The organism is Natronoglycomyces albus, from assembly GCF_016925535.1.
GTDB classification, from domain to species: Bacteria; Actinomycetota; Actinomycetes; order Mycobacteriales; family Micromonosporaceae; genus Natronoglycomyces; species Natronoglycomyces albus.
In genome coordinates this window covers 3,681,955-3,702,558 of sequence record NZ_CP070496.1, presented here as the reverse complement: position 1 = coordinate 3,702,558, position 20,604 = coordinate 3,681,955, and the positions used below count along the sequence as shown (strand labels likewise).

Below are 20,604 nucleotides of genomic sequence, written 5' to 3'. Positions count from 1 at the left end.
GCTTGGTGGTCGGTGATACTCATGCCGGTGTAGACGCTTCACGGAGTCTGCGAACCTCGTTCATGAAGGTCTTGACGCGGCCCTCCTCGACGGGCCGGGCGGCGACACCGTCTTCCTTGAAGTCGCTGCCGACAATGAATCCGTCGGCAGAGTCGAATTGTTGGGCCAGGTTCACCGCCGTGACTCCGCTACCGACATATACGGGGGCGGAGCTGTTCTCTTGAGCGACCTTCAGGTCTTGAGGCAGGGCCTCTACCCCGGTCAGTTCGCCGGAGACGATGATGCCGTCGGCGCTTTTGTTCAAGTCCCGGATCTCGGCGGCCAGGTCGTGATGAGTGAACGGCACGGAGTGCTTCACCCGGGCGTCAGCCCAGATGTCGACCGTGCCCTTCAACTGTTCGCGCCGCCGTAGGGTGTCGTGACCTTGCCCGGTGAGAATGCCTTGTTCAGTGAGCACGGCTCCGGTGTGCACGTTCACGCGGATGAATTGCGCGCCAGTGGCCACCGCGATCGACATGGCGGCCGCGGCGTCGTTGCGCAGCACCGCAACGCCAACGGGCACCGAGGATGCTCGCACTACCTCCCGCGCCACGCCCGCGATGGTCGCGGTGGTTTCGGGCCCGACGCTGTTGGGTAGGAACGGCTGGTCCCGGAAGTTCTCCACGATCAGGGCGTCGACGCCGTGGCGTAGGAACACATCGGTCTCGGCTAGAGCGGTCGCGTAGATGCGTTCGACATTGCCGTCGAAACGGGGGGAGCCCGGAGTGGGCAGCAGATGGACGCAAGCGATCACTGATTTCGGCGGCAGGGCTCTCACGCTCGGGCCTCCTCGATCTCTTCCACGATCTGCGCCACGGTGGTCCGGCGGTCCTCCGAGTGCAGTACTTGACGGCCGATCACCAGCAGCGAGGAGCCGTCGGCGATGGCATTGGCGTGCGTGCCGACGCGTCGGTGGTCGTTGCCGCTGACCCCAGGTGAGCGGGTGCCAGGTGTCACCAGGAAGGCGGCGTCGGGAAGGACCTTCCGTGCCGTGGCCAGCTCGACCGGAGCGCACACGATTCCGTCAAGGCCCGCTTCCTTCGCGAGCCCAGCCCGGCGGGCGACTTCCTCTTCGACGGTGCCCGGCACGTTCAGCTCTTGGTTCAACCCGGTTTGATCGGTGCTGGTCAGGATTGTCACCCCGACGAAGGTGGGCCGGGGTTTGTTCAGCTGGGCCGCCGCCTCGTCGGCGGAGGTGACGAGGGAACGCATCATGTCGACACCACCGGAAGTGTGGACAGTGACCAGATGGGCGCCCAGTTCGGTGACGGCCGTGCCATAGCCGGCGAGGGTGTTGGGGATGTCGTGCAGTTTCAGATCCAGGAACACTCGGACGTCGCGAGCCAGGAGCTCGCGCACCAACTCGGGACCGAACAGAGTGAACGCCGAGTTGATCTTGAACCAGCCGACGAGGTCCTTCAGTTCGTCCACGATGTCGAGCAGGGCCGCCCGGTCGGTGAGGTCGAGGGCGAGGCAGAGCTTGTCACGGCTCGGTGATGACGATCGTTCGGTGTGCACAGACATGCTTTCTTCCTATTTCCTGTGGTTTCCGGCGACGGCTGAGCTGTCGCCGAGCTGGATACGTCGACTGCGGACTGCCGGTGACCGGCTTGCTTGTCGGGGCGTGTTCATGACCGCACCACGAAAGCACGAAGTATGTCGGCTGCCGTTTCGAGTTCGTTGGTGTCGATGCACTCGGTGGGGCCATGGGAGTACTTGGCGTCCCCTGGCCCGAAAACGAGGCTGGCCTTGGAGAACGTGGCGAGGATGCCCGCTTCGCTTCCGTAGGAGAAGTGCCCTAGCTCGCGGGGCCCGGCCACTGAGCCGATGGTCGCCAAGAAATCGTGGACGGCCGCGTTCGCCTTATCGGTCTCGTTGGCCGGGGAGATGAACGAAGGGGTGTCCATGGTGAATGTCGTCGCTGCGTTGAGCCGCTCTGCCACGAACTGTGCGATATGTGCTGCGAACTCCTCGCCTGTGGAGCCGGGGAGAAAACGGGCGTCGAATTGGACGACCACTTCGTCGCCCACGAGGTTCATGCCGCCGTTGCCGGACAAGGTCGTGATGGAGACGGTCGCTGGCCCCAATAGGGGATGTCGGGTACGCGAAGCCAGGTGCTCGTTGAGTTCGGCAACGGCCCCGATTAGGGCGGCTGTGGACAGGAACACGCTGCTCTGTGCCGGGTACGCAGCGTGTGCGCTCGGATGGGACAGCCGCATGTGACCGCGGACTATGCCCTTTTGAATGCCGACCGGCTCAAGGCTGGTCGGCTCGCCCGTGATGGCGATGTCGGGCCGAATTCCCAGGGCCGCTAGTTCGCTGACGCCACTCATCAAACACTCTTCGTCGATGGTCGCCGCTAGGTACACCTCACGCCGCGACCGAGCTTGCGAAGCGGTGAACAGCGCGCTGACCATCGCGGCGAGAGGGCCCTTCGCATCGGCGCTTCCTCGTCCGTAAACGGTGGTGCCTTCCACAATGGGGGTGAAGTCGGCGTGGGGGCTGCCAGCGGGGTAGGTGTCTATGTGTCCCGAGAGCAGGACGAGCGTGTCGTCGGCGTTGCCTGCTCTCTCCACGTGGGCGATGACGTTCGCTCGGCCTTCGCTCACCGGCTGTTTCCACACTTTGATTCCGTGAGCGGACAGAGTGGACACAATGTAGTTGGCCAGGTGGCTTTCGTCGGGTTCACCCTCCAACGCGAGCAGGGGGTTGACGCTGGGAATCGCCACCATTTCTTTGAGGATCTCGACAGTAGTTTTCATGACATGGGGCTCAATCTGTTACTGCGTGACGGGGGATTGAATGCGGTCGTAGCTGTCCTTGAACTGTGCGAAGACGCGGTGCCCCAGTGAAGTGAAGAGCTTTTCCGCGCACGATTCGACTAGCGCGATATCGCGCGAGCTGTGTTCCATGACTATGTCGAAATGGTGCCGAATACCGGTTGCTTCATCCGCCTTTGCCACTCCGAGGTTTGATATGGCGTTGAGTATCTGAGAAACCGTAAATTCGGTGTAAAGTCCATGAAATGTGTCATAAGCGGATCTGGCATCGTCGTCCCCGATGACTTCGGACATAGGGGTGTCGGGGTCGACGGTAAAGAAGTCTTGGCGGTGAAGCGTCGCCTCACTAAAGAGGACATGGCCGCCCTGATGTGCCAATTCGTCAATGAAGTAGCCGACCGTTGTCGTCGTCGGAACGTTGAAGAAGAGCATCCCGTGTATTCCGAGCGCTGCAAATGATGCGTCGGACGGGTGATGGTAGAGGCAGAGAGAGCGAATCGACTCATGCAGCATGGTGTGAAATGCGGGGCTGGCGCGTTCTATAAGAGTGAGTGCGCGCGCGATCTGTTCCCGATGTTCAGCTGTCGGAAAGACCAATTGCGTCTTCTCGAAGTCCACCGAGTGGCTGCGCAAAAAGGCCGAGACTGCCGGGTCGAGGTAGCGAACCAGCTCGATTTCAGTCCCCGGAACGTGGACCGCCGCTTTCAACTTGAAGGTCTGTGCTGCCTGTCCGTGGAGCTGAACGCTCAGCTGGTTGCCGCTAGTGAGGTATGTGGCTGTGCCAGTTGTCGCAGGAGTGCCCGTGTCACACGTACCGAGGCCAGGAATGGAGATTGCTCCCTGAGAGTCGGTTTTGACGGCTATGAGTACGGTCCTTTCCTGGAATTGCGACAACAGAAGTTGTTGCAGCGTAGTCAGGTCGAACGTGGGTTGCGAGAATTGCGTGAAAAGCCGGGGCTCCAGAAATGCGTTCTTAGGAATGTCTTTCACTGCATCCCAGTGCTGAGGGGAATTGCGCTGACTCATCGACTGGGCGAGATGCAGCAATTCATCACGAGCTGCAATTCGTCGAGAAGCCAAATGTTCGTCGAACGCAACATTATCCAGGGGGGTCATTCTCGTGCTCTCCGAGTCGGCTCGGTCTTATAAGAGGGGTGGAGCGGCGGCAAACCGGGATTAGCGTTGCCGCCGCTGTGTTAAAGGATTACTTCTTTTCCTTGTCCTGGCATCCGCGCATCACGGAAGCGGACTCGAGTTGGCGAAGGACATCATTGGAGTTCTGCATGATTTTCTCCTTATTATTCCTAGGGGGTTTATGCGTCACTAGAACCCAGGACACTGTCTATCCACAGTGATTACCAGTGAGTCGCACATTGCCGATCAGAAGATAACACGAAGCTGAATTGTCGTCAATTTGCTTTTTATTAATACGATCATCCAATGATCCTATGATCGGAAGTGATGTTGACCATTACTTCGATTTATTTAATGCGTGATTTTGATTGATGCTAGAAGCGTCAAGTAATTGGTTCATGCTCGAAATAGTGTAGATATTCGTCTTAACTCTCGATATAACGCTAGCTAGCGGAGTCGATCTACGTCCCTTATGGACTCATGGTCGCCGAAGTGGAACGATTTCGAGAGCGCGGCAACCCTCTGGCATTGGTTTGGTCAAGATGGGGAGGGTGATGTCGCCGAGCTATGGATTGAGTGCTACAAGGCATGTGCCATGTCCCGAAGGCGAGTGGATGCGCCGTCAAAATGTGACGCCTATCTCATGCCCTGGCGTGGTTCTAGTCATTTTTGGCGGCACGCCCGGCTCGATATGGCCGTGGTCGTTGACTTTGGGAATTTAGTCATAGATAGTTCCGAAATATTCGATGTGATCGGTGTGGATTACGGCATCACCTGGGGTGCTTCTGTTTGAGGGTTCCCGCTTTGCGGGCCGGTCGTTCAGGGCGCAGAGAAAAGCCCACCTTGTCCAGGTGGGCGCACAAGTTCATATGGAATCGGGTGGTTCGAAGGACTTCGTCGCTAAAACTTGCTTTAGCGGACCACCCTCTCAGCGTCAAGAAACGGAGTTCGTAATGCTACGAACCACCATACGCTGCCCCGCACCCAAAAACACGCACCATAAAGTGCAAACTTATGATTTGTTCTACCCGCATATGCGGGTAGAAGCCCTGCTGGCGGGCGGTGTGCGATGAGTAATTCGACCGATCTCACGGCATCTGATCCCATCCACTCAACGGTGTCGCAGCCGACGTCCTCGACCGCTTCCGATCGGGTCAAGGCCACCGGTGGCCAGGTAGTCGAGTTCGTCTTCGGGTCGGGACGTTATATGGTCTCGCCCCATCCCGAACGTGGCTCGGCTCTGGCGCTGAATCTACAAGGTCAGTCGCTCGTCATCCCGGTAGCCATGATTGCCCCGGCGTGTGGTCGCTTGGGGGACATTACCTGTGACATCGTTTCTGGTGTGCTCTGCTGAGCGGAAGGATGCGATTTTCAATCAGGTGTCGCAGAACTTGGCCAATACCCTGCTTGGCGGTGCGTCATGAGCGCACCCAGAGTCCGCATCCGGGCCATGCGTTCTGCCGGTGACCACACAGGACGCACGGCTTACGTTGCAAAACGTCAGTGCAGCTGAATGCTAAGGAGGTGTTCCACGGCTCCGTCGTAGGTATCTAGCAGCGATTCGGGGATCGCGGCTAGACCAACCCAGGCGGCACCATCGCCCATGTCGACCAGCAAGATGGCAACTTGTTCATAACGGTCATCGATATGGTCTTGTTTGTCCCACGAAATAGTCGTCTCCGCCAGCAGCGCGCGCTGCCCCTGGATTTCCAGGTCGGTGAACTCGATCCGGTCAGTCTCCACATCGGAGATAGATCCCAAATTGAGCACTTCGAACGTGCGCAGGATTTCGGAGACGGTTGCTTCAGGATTGTTCGGCAAGTACTCGTACAGAGAGTCGTGGTAGACGCCGGTCATGATCGCGGCAACCCAGCCCTCCCCGGCCGGAATCGTGTGGACATCCGCATTGGCCATATGCGGAGTCGAACCACTCCAGCCGGGCTGAAGCTCCCACGGATCTTCGGGTGTCTCGAAGGTTGCCGACTCGAAAAAGTCCGGGTCGGTGGTCTGCCCGCCGCCCGTTTCGGCGCCGTCCTCGCTAGCCGATTCGGTGGGCTCTTGGGTCACTGTAGAGCCCTCGTTGTCGTCACCGGAGAAAAGGAAGTAGGCCCCGACGCCGCCCCCGGCGATGATCACGACCAGCAGGAGTACCACGGCGATGGTCGCCACCGGCGAGTTCCGCGTCGGCTGCGGCTGGAAGCCATGAGCTTGATAGGGCTGATAGGGACTTTGTTGCGGGTAGCCGGGCTGATGTCCCATCGGCGGGCCCGACATCGGCGAGCCTTGCGTCCCCGGCTGAACCGGTTGCTGGGGAGGCGGCGGGAACTGGGCGGGCTGGTTCGGGTCGCCTCCGGGCTGCGGCGGTCCCGGCATCTGGGGGTACGTCATGGGGCCATTCTATGGCCCCAGCGCACGCCTAAGCGCGTGACCTGCGACGTCATCCGAATGGAGGAGGGCTAAACCATCCAATTCAACTCACGGCGACCCTATTCGGTCAGCTTTTGGCTCCGGTGACGGCCGACCCAACCACAGTCCACTTGCGATGGTTCGCAGTCTAGAACAGGCGCATGGTGAACAAATATTCCACGGCCGCGTCGTACTCGTGGCGGTGCTCGTTGAAGATCGCCACGACGCCGACCTTCGCGTAACCCTTCCCCGCATCGACAATCAACACCGCGACCTGCATCTCCGGCAGCCCCTGAGCCGGGTCGCCATCCCAGGCGATTACTGTCTCGCCCAACACGGCGGGCCGTCCGCTGACCTCGTGATAGGAGTAGGTGATCTCCTCATGCAAAGCGTTGTGCAGCAACACGACCTCGTTGGACATGAATTCCTGCAAGATGCCCGGAACTGACCTCTCCATTTGGGTGCGGTCATAGCCGACGACAAACTGGTTCAGGCCCCCGGTTGTGATCGAACTGATCCAGTCGTCCGGGGTTTCCATCACATGCCACACTGGGTCGCTGATAGTGCGGCCATTGCGGTTGAACGGCTCTTCACGTTCTTCCCATTCGGAGGGAAGCCGGTCAAAGCTGAGATCGCGAAAGGTCCGGTCGTCGTCGAAATCCTGCTCGTCGAAAGGCTGCCCGACGAGCTCGGGTTCATTGAATTCCGAGCCCGCTCCGTCAGCCCCGTCCGAACCCCCAGCCTCCTCACTCACACCGGCGAAGAAATAACCGCCGACCGCGCCCCCAGCCAACGCCAGCACCAGCAAGATCGCCATCGTGACGACCGAGACACCAGCTTTTTTCGGGGCCAAGTTCAAAGCACCGGTCTGCTCGGTGGGTTGGGGGCCGGTCGGCTGCATAGGAGGCGAGGGCGGGTAGTGAACGGGGTTGTAGGGCGGTTGATGCTGGCCTTCGGGACTAGGGCCAGGGGGCGGTGGGTATGTCATGAGCTCATTCTAAGCCGACCTCGCGAGCTCGGCTTTCGTGCAAGGGACCTACTCACACCAGCGGCGGCTTCCCGCCAGGTTCAATGTCTCATTGAATCGGATGGTTTCAACTACCTTCCCACCGATGCGCGCCCTCTAGGAACTCTCGCTGAGCTTCAACTTGGCAACGATATAGAGAATGATGATGTCTGCTGTGAACAGCAGCAGTGCAGAAGCGGCGGTAAATATCCATAGTAGAACAAGGTCGGTCGTTGGTGAGGCCGGGCGATACACAGAGGTGTTCCAAGGGCAGGAGGAGATGAGCAGGAATGAGCTTCCGAGTCATTACAACATTGGAACTGACCGCCTATACTGTTGCGGGTCATAACCCAGAGTTCGAAATTGCACTTGTCTTATGATCAGCCGGACTTGTGTTGTCACCTACCCCTCATGGAGCCATTGATGCCTCAACTAAAATCAAAGCCGCCGGTCTCAGCACCCTTGCAGCCATTGTCTATTTCTTTGTCGCAGAGCATTACGTGGCTTACCGTCGCCCGCGATGGGGTGGTGCTTGGATTTCTATGGTTGTTCGTCTTCGCTGGCATCGACCGCTATGGAAACCGCCTCCCCATGGTCGATGACGCTCCTGGCAATGCGGTACTAGTGAGCATCGTGGTGTTTATGTTCATGTGTACCACCTTGTGGGGGTGCAAGATTTTCGCTGTGCGAAAACTGAAACACGGTGATAACCGGGCCCGTATTTTCCTTATCGTGTTGCACACTATTGAAGCAGTCGCTATGACTATTCTCTTTTTGATTCCACTGCTAGCGTTTGCTTTCATCGTCAGCTTTTGGAACATCCTTGCACTGTTCACCTTGACAGCCCCAGGCGCAGTCCAATGGTGTTCGCAAAACAAAACTCCAGCCGATAGCGACGGTTAGGTGTGGTGCGTGGGTTCACTACGCCTCGGTGGGCTGCCAAGTAATTCGACTAAAGGCCCCGTCGTTGCTTTTCGCGATCTCGGCCACGTTGCCGGTGGACATGCCCTTGCACCTAATGCCTTACTAGTCGATGTCGATGTCAGCTACCGGGAAGCCGTCCTCGCACTCGACCTCCACTTCAATCTCAGTCTGGGAGCTCTTGAAGGTGATCTCCACATCGTCATCGGGGCCACGGTCGATGTCAGTGGTGATAAAGCCCTGTTCGGGAACCCACCACACCAAGTACCCATCCCCTTGAGCGTCGCAGCGGGCCATCACCGAGCCGCCATCGGTAGTGATGAGTTTTTCGTTGGCGGCCGTCGCCGCACTGTCGGGGGCGGTTTCGAGCTCACCATCGCCCCGGCTGGGCTCGCCGGACTCGTCGGTAGGTTCATCGCCGGTCGCTTCGTCGCTGGGAGAATCCTCGGGCGTTGGTGCCGCTGCCAGCTCCCTTTCGATCTCCTCGGCCGACATCGGTTGCGTCTGCTCGGGAAAAAGCCCACCTTGGGCGATGCTGACAGCCAAAACCCCGGCCACGATGGCCGCGAGCGCCGCCGCGCCCCACAGCCCCACTACGTAATTGCGTTTCATGAGGTCAACTGTGCCTCGCTCAGTGATAAGGAAACGTTAAGGAGTGCCTAAAAGCTCCTCATGGTTTTCCCTTCCCATAGCGGTGGTGTGTTGTGGCACCTGGCCGCGTTGTCCTCACCTGCCCATACCCTGCGGGTTTGGACAAGCGCCTCCGCTGTGCCAGCCACTGACAGCACACCGTCCACGCCCCGGAAACAAACCTGATGGGAGCTCTAAAAGCATGATATCGCTGCGCGCGCCTGTCCAACGAAACATGAAGAACAGTGGTGAACGTCGTCGGCTATCAAGAAACCCGATGCGAAGGCACGCCGTGGCCAGCGTGGCTACCATAGAAAACTGTGGCCCAGCTTCTCCTGATCGAAGATGACGACCGTGTCCGCTCCGCGCTGCTGCGATCGCTGTCTGCCCTCAACCACCAGGTCGCCTCCGCCCCAGACGCCATGACCGGCCTGCGCGCCGCCGTCGACAATGAACCTGACCTGGTCATTCTCGACCTGGGGCTACCCGACCTCGACGGACGAGAAATGCTGAAAATGCTACGCGGGGTCTCCAGCGTTCCCGTCATCATCGCCACCGCCCGCGACGACGAAAACGAAATCGTGCAGCTGCTCAACAGCGGAGCCGACGACTACGTGGTCAAACCGTTCACCGCCCACCACCTGGACGCCCGCATCCAGGCCGTCTTGCGCCGCGCCGCACCGCCCCAACGCGCCATCGCCCCCGAAATACGCGTCGGAGGATTGCGCATCGACCCGGCCGGGCGCGTCGCCCACCTGCACGAACAGCGCCTCGACCTCGCGCCTAAAGAATTCGACCTGCTGCGCTACCTCGCCACACGGCCCGGCGAAGTCATCACCAAGAAGGAACTCCTCGCCGAAGTCTGGGACGCGCCCTGGGGCGGAGCGGACAAAACCGTCGACGTGCACATAGCCTGGCTGCGCCGCAAACTAGGCGAAACCGCCGCCAAACCAAAACTCATTCACACCGTGCGCGGCGTCGGCATTAAGCTCCTCGCCGAAGGCCACCCCCCGGAGCAAAGCACATGAGACGCCGACTCATTCTCCTCGTGGCCGCCACCGTCACCCTGGTGCTGATCTCCTTCGCCGTCCCCCTCGGCATGCTCCTGCACTCCGCGAACGTCGACCGGGTCATGACCGCCGCCACCCAAGAAGCCGAAGCTCTCGTGCCGACCGTGGCCACAGCAGACCACGACACCGTGGCCGCGACCGTCGAGATCATCAACCGCGGCTCCGACCACCCCATCACCGTCTACTGGCCCGACGGCACCATCCTCGGCGCGTCCGCCGAACGCAGCCAAGCCGTCGACCTGGCCGCCACCGGCCGCAGCTTCACCGCCGAAGCCGAAGACGGCCGCGAAATCCTCTTCGGCGTGCAAAGCCAACCCGAAGGCGTCGCCGTCATCCGCACCTACGTGTCCAACTCCGACCTCACCGCAGGGCTAGGCCAGTCATACCTGATCATGGGCGCGATCGCCCTCGCCCTCCTCGGGGTTGGGCTCCTCATCGCCAACTGGCTGGCCCGGCTCCTCCTCATCCCCGTCGGGGAACTATCCGAGGTCTCCCACCGCCTAGCCAAAGGCGACCTCGACGCCCGCGCCAAACACTCCGGCCCCGCCGAACTACGCGACGTCGCCGAAGCCCTCAACAGCCTCGCCGGAACCATCCAATCCATGCTGAAAGCCGAACGCGAGCGCGTCGCCGACCTCTCCCACCGGCTGCGCACCCCACTGACCGTGCTGCGCCTAGAAACCGAATCACTGCGCGACGAAAACGAACGCCTCGAAATAGAGGCGGCCGTCGACGAAGTCGAAGCCGCGGTCAACGCCACCATCGACGCCGCCCGCCACCCCGCCGCCACCACCACCAGCCGAGCCACCGGCCCCACCGAAATCAGCTGCGACGCCGCCGCCGTCGTCGCCGACCGGGTGCGATTTTGGTCGGCGCTGGCCGAAGACACCAATCGTGCCTGTCACACACAACTGACACGGGGGCCGCTACGGGTTCGCGTCGCCGCGCCCGACCTTTCGGCCGCCATGGACGCCGCCCTGGGCAATGTTTTCGCGCACACCCCCGACGGGACCGCCTTCACTGTCTCCTTGCGGCCGCGTCCCGCCGGAGGCGTCGTCATCGACGTCGTTGACCAGGGGCCGGGCCTGCCTGGCGATCATGTGCGCCAACGCGGAGCCAGCGGCGGCGGCTCCACCGGTCTGGGGTTGGACATCATCAACCGCACCGCCGAGGCCGCCGGAGGGCAGATGACCATTGGGCCGGGTCCCGACGGGCGCGGCACTCATGTGCGATTGACCCTCGACGGCTAGCCCGCGTGAGGGGCGAACCAGGTGCGCCGCGCCCGCCTCCAGCGGTTGGCTGACAGATGCGGCCGCAGCATCGCCGTAGCCAAACAGTACTTACTGATCGGCGACGGACGAACCCCCATCGTCCACAGCAGCTTGTCGGCCGCCCCCGCACCGGAGGCGGACTTCGACTCCACCACCCACATCGGCCGCGCCACCACCTGCCCCTGCTCCGATGAACACACAAACCCCGTGTCGCAGGTCAACCGCGCCGGGCTCGACAACTGCACGTATGTTTGCCGCAGATACTCGGTGCTGGCCATCGGACGCAGCACCGCAGGCGGCGCGACCCCATAGGCTTGGCGCAACGTCGAGGTCAGGAACGACCAGGCCACAGGCGTGATCCGGTCGGCGTCCTCGGCCGCATAGTCCATCCGCTGTTTCACCGTCGCCGCCCGCGCGCCGCGCACCTTCACCTCGAATGCGCATTCACCCGAGTCGACATAGGTTCGCGTGCGGACCTTGAAACGTCTCCGCTTGCCTTGCCGGTGGTGCCGAAACGTCAACAAGTCCGGGGTGTCGAAGTACACCGATCGATACCGGAACTGGTGGCCTCCGTCGATCTGAAGGACCGCCCAATCCTCCTGCGTGGCCAGCGCGGCGGAAAACTCGGCGAACTGGAACGGGTCGAGCAGATACTTGGTGTCCACCCTGGTTTGCAGCTTCGCTCGGGCGTTCACTTGGGCCAGGCTCAATGCCGGAAAGACGCTCGCGGCAGGTGAGTGCGCCCGCTCCTCGGCTGGGGTTGGCTCACTAGCGGCCTGCGTCGTTTCCGGCCACACCGGGCCAGCCTTTGGCCCCACCTGGGCGCGTACGCCGCCATCGGTCACAGTCATGTCGATGCCTTCCTCAAACCTCGGGTTACAAAATCGCCGGTAGCTGCACAGTGGTGGCGGTATTATTCGCACTGGCCGCATATGTTGCGTGAGGTGGGCGCGGACGGTACCGCACATCGACGCTCATCGTGTCGCGCACATAGTCGACCCGGTCGACCTCCAGCCGTAGAACCTCGGCGTCAAGCCGCTGCTCCAAGTCCGCGCGCAGGCCCTCCTTTTCGTTGATGATGAAGTCCAACACCAGGACTCGCCGCTCAACCCCACCGGAGACGAGGGCGTGATCAGCCACAAACATCACTGTCAAGAGCAGCAGATTCAGCAAAATCATCGCCACTGGGAACGATGAGCCGATCCCGTTGACCAAACCCAAGGCGATGGCTATGAAGTAGTAGCCAATCTCGCGCTGGCTGATCGAATCCGATCGCAGGCGAATGATTGCCAAGACGCCGAACAAGCCGAAGGCCACGCCGAGGTTGATGTTTTGCGTCAGCATGATGGCAGAGACGGTGAATACTCCGACGTTCAAGGCGATATAGGCGAACATCAAGTCGGCGCGGCGATGCCGTCGAAAGTAGATCGCGTAGGCCAGCACCGCGATCGAGAACAGGTTGATCGGCAGTGCCAGCGCCAACAGGATGTCCATTGAGCTCTCCTCGTCTAGGTTTCCTCGACAGAGGGCTTCGGCCCTCGACGTCAATGAACGCTACGAGCAGTTTGGTTAAGGGGCCGCTAAGGAAGCTCTAAACCCTCCATAAGCTTTGAGAGGAGAGTGTTTGCGCAGGTTGGAAGGCTGCGAGGAAGATGCTTGCCTAGAAAGTGTCGCTGGGCGTCGATGCGAACACAGCGGTGCTCGTCGGGGCCGCGCCACTGTTCACACTGTCCGCGCGCTTGGAGACAACGGCGTCAGCGGGACTGACATTCCAGGTAACTAGCCTCGTGAATGAGGGGTCGATTGTCGGCTGCGCGGCGTAGCCTGACCGAATGCGACAGTTGAGATATTCCATCAACGTGACCCTGGACGGGTGCTGCCATCATGAGGCGATCGTCCCAGACGAAGAGTTGCACGCTCGGGCGGCTGAAAGCATCGGCCGGGCTGACGCGCTGCTCTTTGGCCGGGTGACCTACGAAATGATGGAATCGGCCTGGCGGCCCTCAGCCCAGGCTGTGGCTAGACCTGAGTGGATGGAACCGTTCGCGCAAACGATTGACGCGGCCAAGAAATACGTCGTCTCCAGCACTTTGGAAAATGTCGATTGGAACGCCGAACTTGTGCGCGGAGACCTTGGCGCCGCCGTGCGAGAGCTCAAGGAACAGCCAGGCAAGGGATTGTTTGTGGGAGGCGTTCAGCTTCCGTTGGCGTTGGCGCAACTGGGTTTGATCGATGAGTATGAGTTCGTGATACATCCCAAGATCGTCGGCCACGGGCCGACCTTGTTCGCCGGACTGTCTAAAAGTGTGGACTTGAAGCTGGTGAGCCGGTTGGAATATGGCTCAGGGGCGGTCGCGATGCGTTACGAGCCGATTAGGTAGCCAGCGTTCATTTTCGGCAAAACCGTCTCTACATTGGCACCGGCGAGGCCGGAATTTCGTGAGTTTCTTGCGCGCGTTCGGACAAGAGAGTATGCATGGATATATGGACATTATTCTTTGGATACTCGCGGCCATACTCGTCATTTCCGGTGTGCTGGCCATCTTTCGAGGTCAACTGCTATGGGGCATCGTCCTCATCGTGGTAGGCCTGATTGTTGGGCCCGGTGGTGTCAGCGTCTTCACCTAGAGGCTTATGCCCAAGGTGCCATCAGCGTTCTCCTCGGCTCGTTAAGGAACTTAAACGTCGCCTCCTGCGGCCTTGAACTCGCGCTTTTGCATAAGCCTTCTCAGCGCCACAACCGAATAGAGAAACCCCAGCTAGATCAGTGCGTACTTTCCGACGGAGAGCGCAACGGGTGGATGTGCGCCGAATATTGGGTCAGCGACTGACCGTCGTGGCTCCACGAACATTTGATATCGGCGATCGACTCAATATGGGTGCTTGAACCTGGTTTCAGGTCAAGCTGATATATGCGGCGCGCATCCGCGGGCAAGGCGATTTCGGTGTCACTGGCTAGAGGTGAAGGCGGGGGCGGCACCGCGATTTCAATCAGCCTCACCCCAGGCGGAAGCACATATTCATTGCATCCCCATATTGCGGGCAGTTCCCGGTCCTCCAGGCTAATAATCGGGGGAGCGATCCACGGGCGAATTTCGGTCTCAGCGCGACCGTTCGAATATGTTCCGAAATAGTGATTCACATCGGAACGCCACGAGTCACGCCATGGAATCGACTGAAATTCGTGGGCTATTTCCCGGCCCATTTTTTTGGCCGACTTACCGGCATGCTCCAGGTTCTCCCCCAGAATCTCGATGGTTTCCTGCTCGGCGTGGTAACGCTGCGAAGGCGCGACCCCCGGGTCGTTGTCGTCGCCCGAAAGTTGGCTGTGCGTATTCGGCACGACCAAACGTAGCGGCCGGGTGGCGTCCACATCATTGTGTTCGAAAGCCACGTCCACCCGCAGCGTCGCCATATCGGGCCGGGTCGTAGGCGGTGCTGCCTCATCAGGGTCCACAATGCTCCAAGACCCGCCGCCAGCAAGGGCTGTGGGGGCGAACTCATTGAGCGGGCCCTTCACCATCGCCCGCGCTTTGGCCTGGGCCCACCTGACCACTATCCACAGGATGCCAGCGAGGACACCGGGCACCATACACAGCAAGGTCGGGAGCGGGCCGCTGGTCTGGTCTGGCCCGAACTGCTGGGCGACAAACTCACGGCTGAAGCCGAACCCAAAGATCAAGGTGAGCACGAAAAGTGCCAGGGCGATCAGGATCGGGGCCGCCAGGCCGCGCTTACGTTCGAGGAAAGCTCTGCGGCCCAAGGCAAAGCTTGAGTACAGCCAGAACAGCCGGTCGTGTGCGATGTCAGCGCGCACCGGAGAGGACACCACCGACTTGAGCCGGACCCGACCCTGGTCGGGCACCTGGACCTGCACGTAGGGGCCTGATGCTCCAGCTTGTACTTCCAGCCGATACGACCCGGTGGGAAGCAGGATGTGGCCGGTGCCAAACCCAGTGGCCACGGGGGTGCCGTCGATGAGGAAAACCGGCGGCGCCACCTGAGGTCGCGGCTGACTGAGGCGGTTGCCGCGCTCGTCAAAGCCCAGCTGCAAACGGCGAACCCCTTTGGAACGCAGCGCGATAAGGCCATGCCCAGGGTCAAGCTGGGGGGTGTTCTCGCTGACGGGAAACCGGCTCAGCGGATGGGCCTTGAAACGGCCGGTGTCGTAGTGACTATTCGCCGGAATATAGCGAATCCGTCGATAAATCCTGCTCAACATGTGGTTCCCAAGGGGTGCGGGTTTGCGGGCTCAACGATGACACACCTGGTTTCGGGCCGTTAGCTGTGTCTGCGGGCTTAAGGCTGCCGTCATTAGGGTAACTCCTCCCCTCCAATGTTAGTATCTGCGTATGAATGCAGATACTAACAATACGTCTGGTGAGGACCGAGCCCAATACGTCGCCGTCGCTGCCGAAGTCTTCAGCATGCTGGCCGACCCCACCCGCATCCGCATCATCCTGGCACTGGCCGAAGGCGAACTATCCGTCAACGCGCTGGCACAAAACGTCGACAAAGCCCCCGCCGCCGTATCCCAACACCTCGCCAAACTGCGACTAGCCCGCATTGTCACGGCCCGCCATGAAGGCAACCGCGCCTACTACCGACTCTCCAACGAACACGCCCGACGGCTCGTCACCGACGCCATCCACCAAGCCGAACACACCCTCGACACCCACCCCGCACACCACCGCCAGCCAGAGGACCCCTAGACCGTGCTCGACACACTGCGCGCCCCCACCTTCTCCAAGCTGTTCGCCGCCCACGTCATAGCGCTCACCGGCACCGGCCTGCTCACCGTCGCCCTCGCCCTACTCGCCTATGACCTGGCCGGAAGCGACGCGGGCCTAGTCCTCGGCATCGCCTTCTCCATCAAAATGGTCGCCTATGTCGTCATCGCGCCGCTCATAACCGCCCTCACCACCACCATGTCGCGCAAGAAGCTACTAGTCACCGCCGACCTAATCCGAGCCGCAGTAGCCCTGTCACTTCCGCTGATCACCGAGACCTGGCACATCTACATCCTCATATTTCTTCTGCAAGCCGCCTCAGCCACCTTCACCCCCACATTCCAGTCACTCATTCCCGAAGTGCTGCCCGACCAGCGCCAATACACAAAAGCCCTCTCGCTGTCGCGCCTGGCCTACGACCTGGAAGCGATGGCCAGCCCGCTATTGGCCGCCGCGATGCTGACCGTCCTTAGCTACCACCACCTATTCCTCGGCACGGCGATGGGCTTTGCGCTCTCGGCAGCCTTCGTCCTCATCGCCGTCCTCCCCGCCATCACCCCGACCGCCCCGCCGCCCTTCCTGACCAAACTCACCGAAGGCGTCGCCGTGTTCATCGCCTCAACCCAACTGCGCGCCCTCATGGCCATGAACGTGGCCGTAGCCGCCGCGACCGCGATGGTCCTCATCAACACCGTCGCCATCGTCCAGCACCAGTTCGGACGAACCCAGGCGGACGTCACCATCGCCCTAGCCGCTTACGGATGCGGCTCCATGCTGATCGCATTGACCCTGCCGCGCCTGCTCGAAACCCTCCAAGATCGAACAGTGATGTTGACCGGAGCGGCCGCCCTACCCCTAGCGCTCCTCGCCTCGGCAGCGGCCATCGCCGCCCCCGGGTGGTACGCCCTCCTCGGTGTCTGGTTGATCCTGGGAGCGGCGACCTCGCTGATCCTCACCCCATCGGCGCGCCTGCTGCGGCGCACTTCCCATCACGCGAATCGCCCCGCCGTCTTCGCGGCACAGTTTTCGCTATCCCACCTGTGCTTTCTGGTGACGTATCCGTTGGCGGGCATTTTGGGGGCGAGGTGGGGATTTGCATCCACCGCCGTGATACTCGCGGTCGTGGCCGCGCTGGGGGCACTAGCGGCCCTCTGGGCTTGGAGCGAAGTAGTACCAAAACGAACGACCGAAGCAGCAGTTGTCTAGACAGTGGTCGCATAGTCAGTCTCCTGCCAAACCATCCCCACTCGGTAGCCGCCGACTGCAGGCAGTCAACATCAAGATGGTCGACTGGGCTGTGGCCCCGCCGCTGAACGGCTTAGCTCAGCTGTTCTCCAGGTAATACATGCCGAGCTCGTCGAACTAAACGGGAGCGGCTCAGTTAAAAGCCTGTTCGGCCGCACCACCTATCATGTTGAGGGCGTGCCGGTGCTTCTTGAGTCCCTCCAGAACCGGCTTGAGATAGGTGAACGCCGTGTTGATCTTGTCCAGGGCCGTAGCTGCCTTATCCGCGATACCGATGGCCTGGTTGATTCGGTTAAATGCCTTCATGAGAAGTGAGGCGACCTTGGCGATGCCGTCGGCGATTGCCAGGGCAATTGTCGCCCCGAAAGTAGCGATACCTGCCGCGACCTTTGGAAGGAGACGCGTCAATGCCCACGAAACTCCCTTGGCCAGCAAGTCCACGATGTCCTGCCTTAGAGCCTTCGCCAAGTCGGCCATACACATGAGCAGCGCCTCCAAGCCAACCGCGATATAGCCGAGCCCGCGGACCGCCTCGGCTGCCTCGCTGACCCGCGTTCGCGCCGCGTCGCCCGATTCGCCGCCCCAATCGGCCAGCGCGGCCTCGCCTGTGGCCCCGAGATAGTCGCCGACTTCGGGGCAGCCGGTGGCAATGGTGTCCCACATACCCGCCGATTCCTTCATACGGCTCTCGTTACCCGAGACAAGTCCGACCAGGTCCTCCAGCGGCTGGAAAACCTGGATGAGAAAGTCGATGAGAGTCCCGGCCAGCCATTGCACCGGATCGAATTTCGGGTCGGTGACGTTCTCCACGAAGCTATTGAATTCTTTGGTCATGCTCCCAATCGCTAGCGTGTCCGACGCTAGCCCGGTGATCAAGTTTGTGTAACCACCCCAGTCGGTGAGGCTGTCGATCTTGCCGACGTTGGAGACGGTGTTGGACACTGCGGTGATAGGAGCTGTGGCACTCTTCAACGCGTTCGCACCGGAGTTAGATGCCGAGGTGGATTCTCCGTTATAGAGGAGGTTGCTCTCGGAGTCGCGGCCGCTGACACGCTGGTCGGAGTTGACGACATTGCCGTGAGAGTCCCGATATGTCGTGTTGTTGCTCGCGGTCGGGAACACATTCCTAGCTATGGCTTCGTGTGCGCCGCTGCCTCGGTTGTCGCTGGAGGCAGATGTGGCATTCGACCCTGATCCTGCACCGAGCCAGTCGTCCCAACCAGTGTTCCAGGCACCCTCTTCTCCAAATGTTGGGGAGTGTCCACCTGGATCTACGACGTTCCCTTCGTCGTCGCGATTCCAGGTGGGTTCTTCGATGTGGTCGTTCATCAGATAGCTCCGTCTACGATGTCTTGGCCGATTTTGTCGAGTTCCTGTGCGATGCCCTCATCGCAGTCTTCGTATTCGTCAGCACAGTCCTCGAGTCGGGTGCAGATGCCTTCGACCGCTTGTTCGGCGTCGCTGAAAGCAGGGTGGACGATGCCTTTGGCGATCGCGAAGTACAAACCCGCAAAGCCGACCCCGGCAAGGCCGAACATCCACAGATCCGGGTCCGCTTCTTCGGCGTAGTTACCCAGGGCTTTGATCTCTGTCTCGGCTTGTCGCAGTTTGTTTGCCGCGTCGCGCAAGCCCTCGGCATCGACGTCGATCCATGTCACTGTGTAGCGCCTTTCTGGTAAGAGGAGAGTGAACTCATTCGGCCGGTGTATCGACTGAGGCTCTTGCCGTCTTGGCTCCATTCCATTGCGATGGTTGCGAACGCCTCGATGGTCGTCACGAAACCCGCTCGGCAGTCAACCTCCATCAACAGCCTAGATTCGCCGTGCAATTCCACTTCGATGTCAGTGAGGAGCTCTGGTGGCGGGGCGGGCACTGCGACTTCGATCAGCCTCTCGCCCGGGTTGATCAGGTATTCGTTATACCCCCAGATAGCGGGCAGTGCTCGCTCTTCAAGATTGACCTGAGGAGCCGGAATCCATGGGCGAATCTCGTTCTGGCCTTGGTCGGCCGCGTACGTCCCGAAGTGGTGATGCATATCGGAGCGCCAGGAATCGCGCCAGGGGATCGATGCCAGCTCGTCGCGGGTCCGTTGCCCGATGTCTCGCATGGACTTTCCGAAGTGCTCCAGTTCCTCACCAACGATATCCCCGACCCGTGCATCCTGGTCGTATCTGTCTGATCGTGCTACCTGCGGGTCTGCGTCGTCCGCCCGCGTAGGCCGTTTTGCCGCTTTCACTGGCAGGTCGGTTCGTCGGGTGGCGTCGACATAGTTGTGTTCGAAGGCCACGTGAACACGCAATGTGGCAAGTTCGGGATGCGTGCGCGGGGGCGACGTGTCGTCGACACCGACGATGCGCCATGAGCCTCCCCCGTCCAGGTCAGTCGGTGGGTAATGGACGGATTTGGGAGGTCTTCGGTTGTTCCACGCGCTCTTGACCACTCCCGCTAGCACGACGAGGGTGCCAGCAGCCAGGCCTGCGGCCGCGCAAAGGATGATTCCAAGGGGCGCGAAGATCTCCCCGACGACCGCTTCGGTGCCGGTTCTTGCCAGAGCGAGCATCGCGAACACGTAAGTTGCTAGCGCTGCTAGAGACGGCCAGACGAGAGTGCGGTGGCGTTCAAGATACGCCTGCCGCCCCAGGGCGAAACTGCGGTAGAACCACCCCAGTCGGTCGCGGGAGACACGCGAGTGAATCGGGGCTGAGGACAAGGATGTGAGGACGATGCGGCCTTGGTCTGGCACGTTCACCAGTGTGTAGCGGCCTGAGGCTTTCGCCTGGACTTGTACCAGGTGCGGCCCTGCGGGCACGACGATGCGGCCCCGGCCGAACCCGGTGGCCGCAGGCTCGCCGTCCACGAGGACGACGGGTGTGCCGAGGTCGGTGTTCGGTTGCGTTACCCGAGGGGATGTCAGTCCGCTCGCCTGGTCGGGCTGCGAGAGCCGCAGACGTCGCACCGCCTTGGTGCGTATCGCGATGACACCGTGCCCGGCCTCGAGGCGTTCTCCTCGCTTGGCCAGGTGGAACCGGCTCAGCGGGTGGGCTTTGAAGTGACTAGTGGAGTAGGGGCTGTCTAGAGGGATATAGCGTATGCGCCGGTAAATCTTGGTCAACATGTTGATCCCGAGGGCGTGGACTGCGAAATAGGTTGTGCTCAGCGCTCACGATGCCACACCGTCGCCAACCGTGTAGGTCCCGTCTGGTCGGGGTTTCCGTACGGGCACTGGCGCGTTCCCGGACCAACTCTCATGGACGCGAGCAGGGCGAATGCCCGGAGTACTTGCTGCCTGAACAGCTGCTGTCTGATCCCACGTCCACCCCTGATTGCAATCCATAATGAAAATCATTACCATTAAACGGAGGTCCCCACCAC

At 60.9% G+C, this 20,604-nt stretch carries 21 protein-coding genes; 8 read left to right on the top strand and 13 right to left on the bottom strand.

From position 1 onward, the window contains the following. Positions 1-19: 19 nt before the first annotated feature. From JQS30_RS15790 to JQS30_RS15775, 4 genes are all read right to left on the bottom strand, one after another. The gene (locus tag JQS30_RS15790) at positions 20-817 is read right to left on the bottom strand and encodes a BtpA/SgcQ family protein (protein WP_213171196.1); all 798 of its coding nucleotides are present in this window, start codon (positions 815-817) and stop codon (positions 20-22) included. Further along, a complete protein-coding gene (pyrF, locus tag JQS30_RS15785; protein WP_213171195.1) occupies positions 814-1,563 on the bottom strand; it encodes an orotidine-5'-phosphate decarboxylase in 750 nt (249 codons plus the stop codon). Before pyrF ends, JQS30_RS15790 begins: the two co-directional genes overlap by 4 nt. 104 nt (positions 1,564-1,667) lie before the next feature. Beyond that, positions 1,668-2,801, bottom strand: coding sequence for a M20 family metallopeptidase (locus tag JQS30_RS15780; RefSeq protein ID WP_213171194.1), 1,134 nt, complete (start codon positions 2,799-2,801; stop codon positions 1,668-1,670). A gap of 18 nt (positions 2,802-2,819) precedes the next feature. Continuing rightward, the gene (locus JQS30_RS15775; RefSeq protein ID WP_213171193.1) at positions 2,820-3,935 is read right to left on the bottom strand and encodes a hypothetical protein; all 1,116 of its coding nucleotides are present in this window, start codon (positions 3,933-3,935) and stop codon (positions 2,820-2,822) included. Between the two features lie 1,087 nt (positions 3,936-5,022). Between JQS30_RS15775 and JQS30_RS15770 the strand changes: the two genes are divergently transcribed. Continuing rightward, the gene (locus JQS30_RS15770; protein WP_213171192.1) at positions 5,023-5,307 is read left to right on the top strand and encodes a hypothetical protein; all 285 of its coding nucleotides are present in this window, start codon (positions 5,023-5,025) and stop codon (positions 5,305-5,307) included. Between the two features lie 146 nt (positions 5,308-5,453). Here the strand turns inward: JQS30_RS15770 and JQS30_RS15765 are convergent, their stop codons facing one another. Both JQS30_RS15765 and JQS30_RS15760 read right to left on the bottom strand, forming a co-directional pair. After that, a complete protein-coding gene (locus tag JQS30_RS15765) occupies positions 5,454-6,341 on the bottom strand; it encodes a flagellar basal body-associated FliL family protein (protein WP_213171191.1) in 888 nt (295 codons plus the stop codon). A gap of 166 nt (positions 6,342-6,507) precedes the next feature. Next, positions 6,508-7,347, bottom strand: a complete 840-nt coding sequence (locus JQS30_RS15760) for a hypothetical protein (protein ID WP_213171190.1) — start codon at positions 7,345-7,347, stop codon at positions 6,508-6,510. Positions 7,348-7,788: 441 nt separating this feature from the next. On the opposite strand from JQS30_RS15760, the gene JQS30_RS15755 reads away from it, so the two are divergent. Next, the gene (locus tag JQS30_RS15755; protein WP_213171189.1) at positions 7,789-8,268 is read left to right on the top strand and encodes a hypothetical protein; all 480 of its coding nucleotides are present in this window, start codon (positions 7,789-7,791) and stop codon (positions 8,266-8,268) included. Between the two features lie 123 nt (positions 8,269-8,391). Here JQS30_RS15755 and JQS30_RS15750 read toward each other — a convergent pair whose 3' ends face one another. Continuing rightward, a complete protein-coding gene (locus JQS30_RS15750) occupies positions 8,392-8,898 on the bottom strand; it encodes a hypothetical protein (protein ID WP_213171188.1) in 507 nt (168 codons plus the stop codon). A 338-nt stretch (positions 8,899-9,236) separates the two neighbouring features. Between JQS30_RS15750 and JQS30_RS15745 the strand changes: the two genes are divergently transcribed. Beyond that, entirely contained in the window at positions 9,237-9,944 is a 708-nt protein-coding gene (locus JQS30_RS15745) for a response regulator transcription factor (RefSeq protein WP_213171187.1), read from the top strand. Then, positions 9,941-11,236, top strand: a complete 1,296-nt coding sequence (locus JQS30_RS15740) for a sensor histidine kinase (RefSeq protein ID WP_213171186.1) — start codon at positions 9,941-9,943, stop codon at positions 11,234-11,236. The genes JQS30_RS15745 and JQS30_RS15740 overlap by 4 nt, the downstream gene beginning before the upstream one ends. Here JQS30_RS15740 and JQS30_RS15735 read toward each other — a convergent pair. Further along, positions 11,233-12,108, bottom strand: coding sequence for a polyphosphate polymerase domain-containing protein (locus tag JQS30_RS15735; RefSeq protein WP_213171185.1), 876 nt, complete (start codon positions 12,106-12,108; stop codon positions 11,233-11,235). The genes JQS30_RS15740 and JQS30_RS15735 overlap by 4 nt on opposite strands. Positions 12,109-12,133: 25 nt before the next feature. Then, entirely contained in the window at positions 12,134-12,751 is a 618-nt protein-coding gene (locus tag JQS30_RS15730) for a DUF4956 domain-containing protein (protein WP_213171184.1), read from the bottom strand. A gap of 338 nt (positions 12,752-13,089) precedes the next feature. Here JQS30_RS15730 and JQS30_RS15725 point away from each other — a divergent pair, with 338 nt between their 5' ends. Both JQS30_RS15725 and JQS30_RS15720 read left to right on the top strand, forming a co-directional pair. After that, the gene (locus JQS30_RS15725) at positions 13,090-13,638 is read left to right on the top strand and encodes a dihydrofolate reductase family protein (RefSeq protein ID WP_213171183.1); all 549 of its coding nucleotides are present in this window, start codon (positions 13,090-13,092) and stop codon (positions 13,636-13,638) included. A gap of 103 nt (positions 13,639-13,741) precedes the next feature. Then, a complete protein-coding gene (locus tag JQS30_RS15720) occupies positions 13,742-13,885 on the top strand; it encodes a GPGG-motif small membrane protein (RefSeq protein ID WP_213171182.1) in 144 nt (47 codons plus the stop codon). A gap of 136 nt (positions 13,886-14,021) precedes the next feature. Here JQS30_RS15720 and JQS30_RS15715 read toward each other — a convergent pair whose 3' ends face one another. Beyond that, positions 14,022-15,479, bottom strand: a complete 1,458-nt coding sequence (locus tag JQS30_RS15715) for a YrzE family protein (protein WP_213171181.1) — start codon at positions 15,477-15,479, stop codon at positions 14,022-14,024. A 130-nt stretch (positions 15,480-15,609) separates the two neighbouring features. On the opposite strand from JQS30_RS15715, the gene JQS30_RS15710 reads away from it, so the two are divergent. Continuing rightward, positions 15,610-15,969 (top strand): ArsR/SmtB family transcription factor, encoded by a 360-nt coding sequence (locus tag JQS30_RS15710; RefSeq protein ID WP_213171180.1) that lies wholly within the window; start codon positions 15,610-15,612, stop codon positions 15,967-15,969. Between the two features lie 3 nt (positions 15,970-15,972). Then, positions 15,973-17,193, top strand: a complete 1,221-nt coding sequence (locus tag JQS30_RS15705) for an MFS transporter (RefSeq protein WP_213171179.1) — start codon at positions 15,973-15,975, stop codon at positions 17,191-17,193. A gap of 171 nt (positions 17,194-17,364) precedes the next feature. On the opposite strand, the gene JQS30_RS15700 is transcribed toward JQS30_RS15705, so the two are convergent. Genes JQS30_RS15700 through JQS30_RS15690 form a run of 3 tightly spaced genes read right to left on the bottom strand, consistent with a single transcriptional unit; the run spans position 17,365 to position 20,347 of the window. Continuing rightward, positions 17,365-18,561, bottom strand: coding sequence for a hypothetical protein (locus JQS30_RS15700; protein ID WP_213171178.1), 1,197 nt, complete (start codon positions 18,559-18,561; stop codon positions 17,365-17,367). Continuing rightward, positions 18,561-18,890 carry a WXG100 family type VII secretion target gene (locus JQS30_RS15695; protein ID WP_213171177.1) on the bottom strand — a complete coding sequence of 110 codons (330 nt, stop codon included), beginning with the start codon at positions 18,888-18,890 and terminating at the stop codon, positions 18,561-18,563. Before JQS30_RS15695 ends, JQS30_RS15700 begins: the two co-directional genes overlap by 1 nt. Continuing rightward, positions 18,887-20,347 carry a hypothetical protein gene (locus JQS30_RS15690; protein ID WP_213171176.1) on the bottom strand — a complete coding sequence of 487 codons (1,461 nt, stop codon included), beginning with the start codon at positions 20,345-20,347 and terminating at the stop codon, positions 18,887-18,889. Before JQS30_RS15690 ends, JQS30_RS15695 begins: the two co-directional genes overlap by 4 nt. Between the last annotated feature and the right edge of the window lie 257 nt (positions 20,348-20,604).

What these genes read in the sequence shown, in the direction of transcription:
- pyrF (WP_213171195.1), bottom strand. Translation starts at nt 1,563, where the DNA reads ATGTCTGTGCACACCGAACGATCGTCATCACCGAGCCGTGACAAGCTC.
- JQS30_RS15780 (WP_213171194.1), bottom strand. Translation starts at nt 2,801, where the DNA reads ATGAAAACTACTGTCGAGATCCTCAAAGAAATGGTGGCGATTCCCAGC.
- JQS30_RS15775 (WP_213171193.1), bottom strand. Translation starts at nt 3,935, where the DNA reads ATGACCCCCCTGGATAATGTTGCGTTCGACGAACATTTGGCTTCTCGA.
- JQS30_RS15770 (WP_213171192.1), top strand. Translation starts at nt 5,023, where the DNA reads ATGAGTAATTCGACCGATCTCACGGCATCTGATCCCATCCACTCAACG.
- JQS30_RS15765 (WP_213171191.1), bottom strand. Translation starts at nt 6,341, where the DNA reads ATGACGTACCCCCAGATGCCGGGACCGCCGCAGCCCGGAGGCGACCCG.
- JQS30_RS15760 (WP_213171190.1), bottom strand. Translation starts at nt 7,347, where the DNA reads ATGACATACCCACCGCCCCCTGGCCCTAGTCCCGAAGGCCAGCATCAA.
- JQS30_RS15755 (WP_213171189.1), top strand. Translation starts at nt 7,789, where the DNA reads ATGCCTCAACTAAAATCAAAGCCGCCGGTCTCAGCACCCTTGCAGCCA.
- JQS30_RS15750 (WP_213171188.1), bottom strand. Translation starts at nt 8,898, where the DNA reads ATGAAACGCAATTACGTAGTGGGGCTGTGGGGCGCGGCGGCGCTCGCG.
- JQS30_RS15740 (WP_213171186.1), top strand. Translation starts at nt 9,941, where the DNA reads ATGAGACGCCGACTCATTCTCCTCGTGGCCGCCACCGTCACCCTGGTG.
- JQS30_RS15735 (WP_213171185.1), bottom strand. Translation starts at nt 12,108, where the DNA reads ATGACTGTGACCGATGGCGGCGTACGCGCCCAGGTGGGGCCAAAGGCT.
- JQS30_RS15730 (WP_213171184.1), bottom strand. Translation starts at nt 12,751, where the DNA reads ATGGACATCCTGTTGGCGCTGGCACTGCCGATCAACCTGTTCTCGATC.
- JQS30_RS15725 (WP_213171183.1), top strand. Translation starts at nt 13,090, where the DNA reads ATGCGACAGTTGAGATATTCCATCAACGTGACCCTGGACGGGTGCTGC.
- JQS30_RS15720 (WP_213171182.1), top strand. Translation starts at nt 13,742, where the DNA reads ATGGACATTATTCTTTGGATACTCGCGGCCATACTCGTCATTTCCGGT.
- JQS30_RS15715 (WP_213171181.1), bottom strand. Translation starts at nt 15,479, where the DNA reads ATGTTGAGCAGGATTTATCGACGGATTCGCTATATTCCGGCGAATAGT.
- JQS30_RS15710 (WP_213171180.1), top strand. Translation starts at nt 15,610, where the DNA reads ATGAATGCAGATACTAACAATACGTCTGGTGAGGACCGAGCCCAATAC.
- JQS30_RS15700 (WP_213171178.1), bottom strand. Translation starts at nt 18,561, where the DNA reads ATGAACGACCACATCGAAGAACCCACCTGGAATCGCGACGACGAAGGG.
- JQS30_RS15690 (WP_213171176.1), bottom strand. Translation starts at nt 20,347, where the DNA reads ATGTTGACCAAGATTTACCGGCGCATACGCTATATCCCTCTAGACAGC.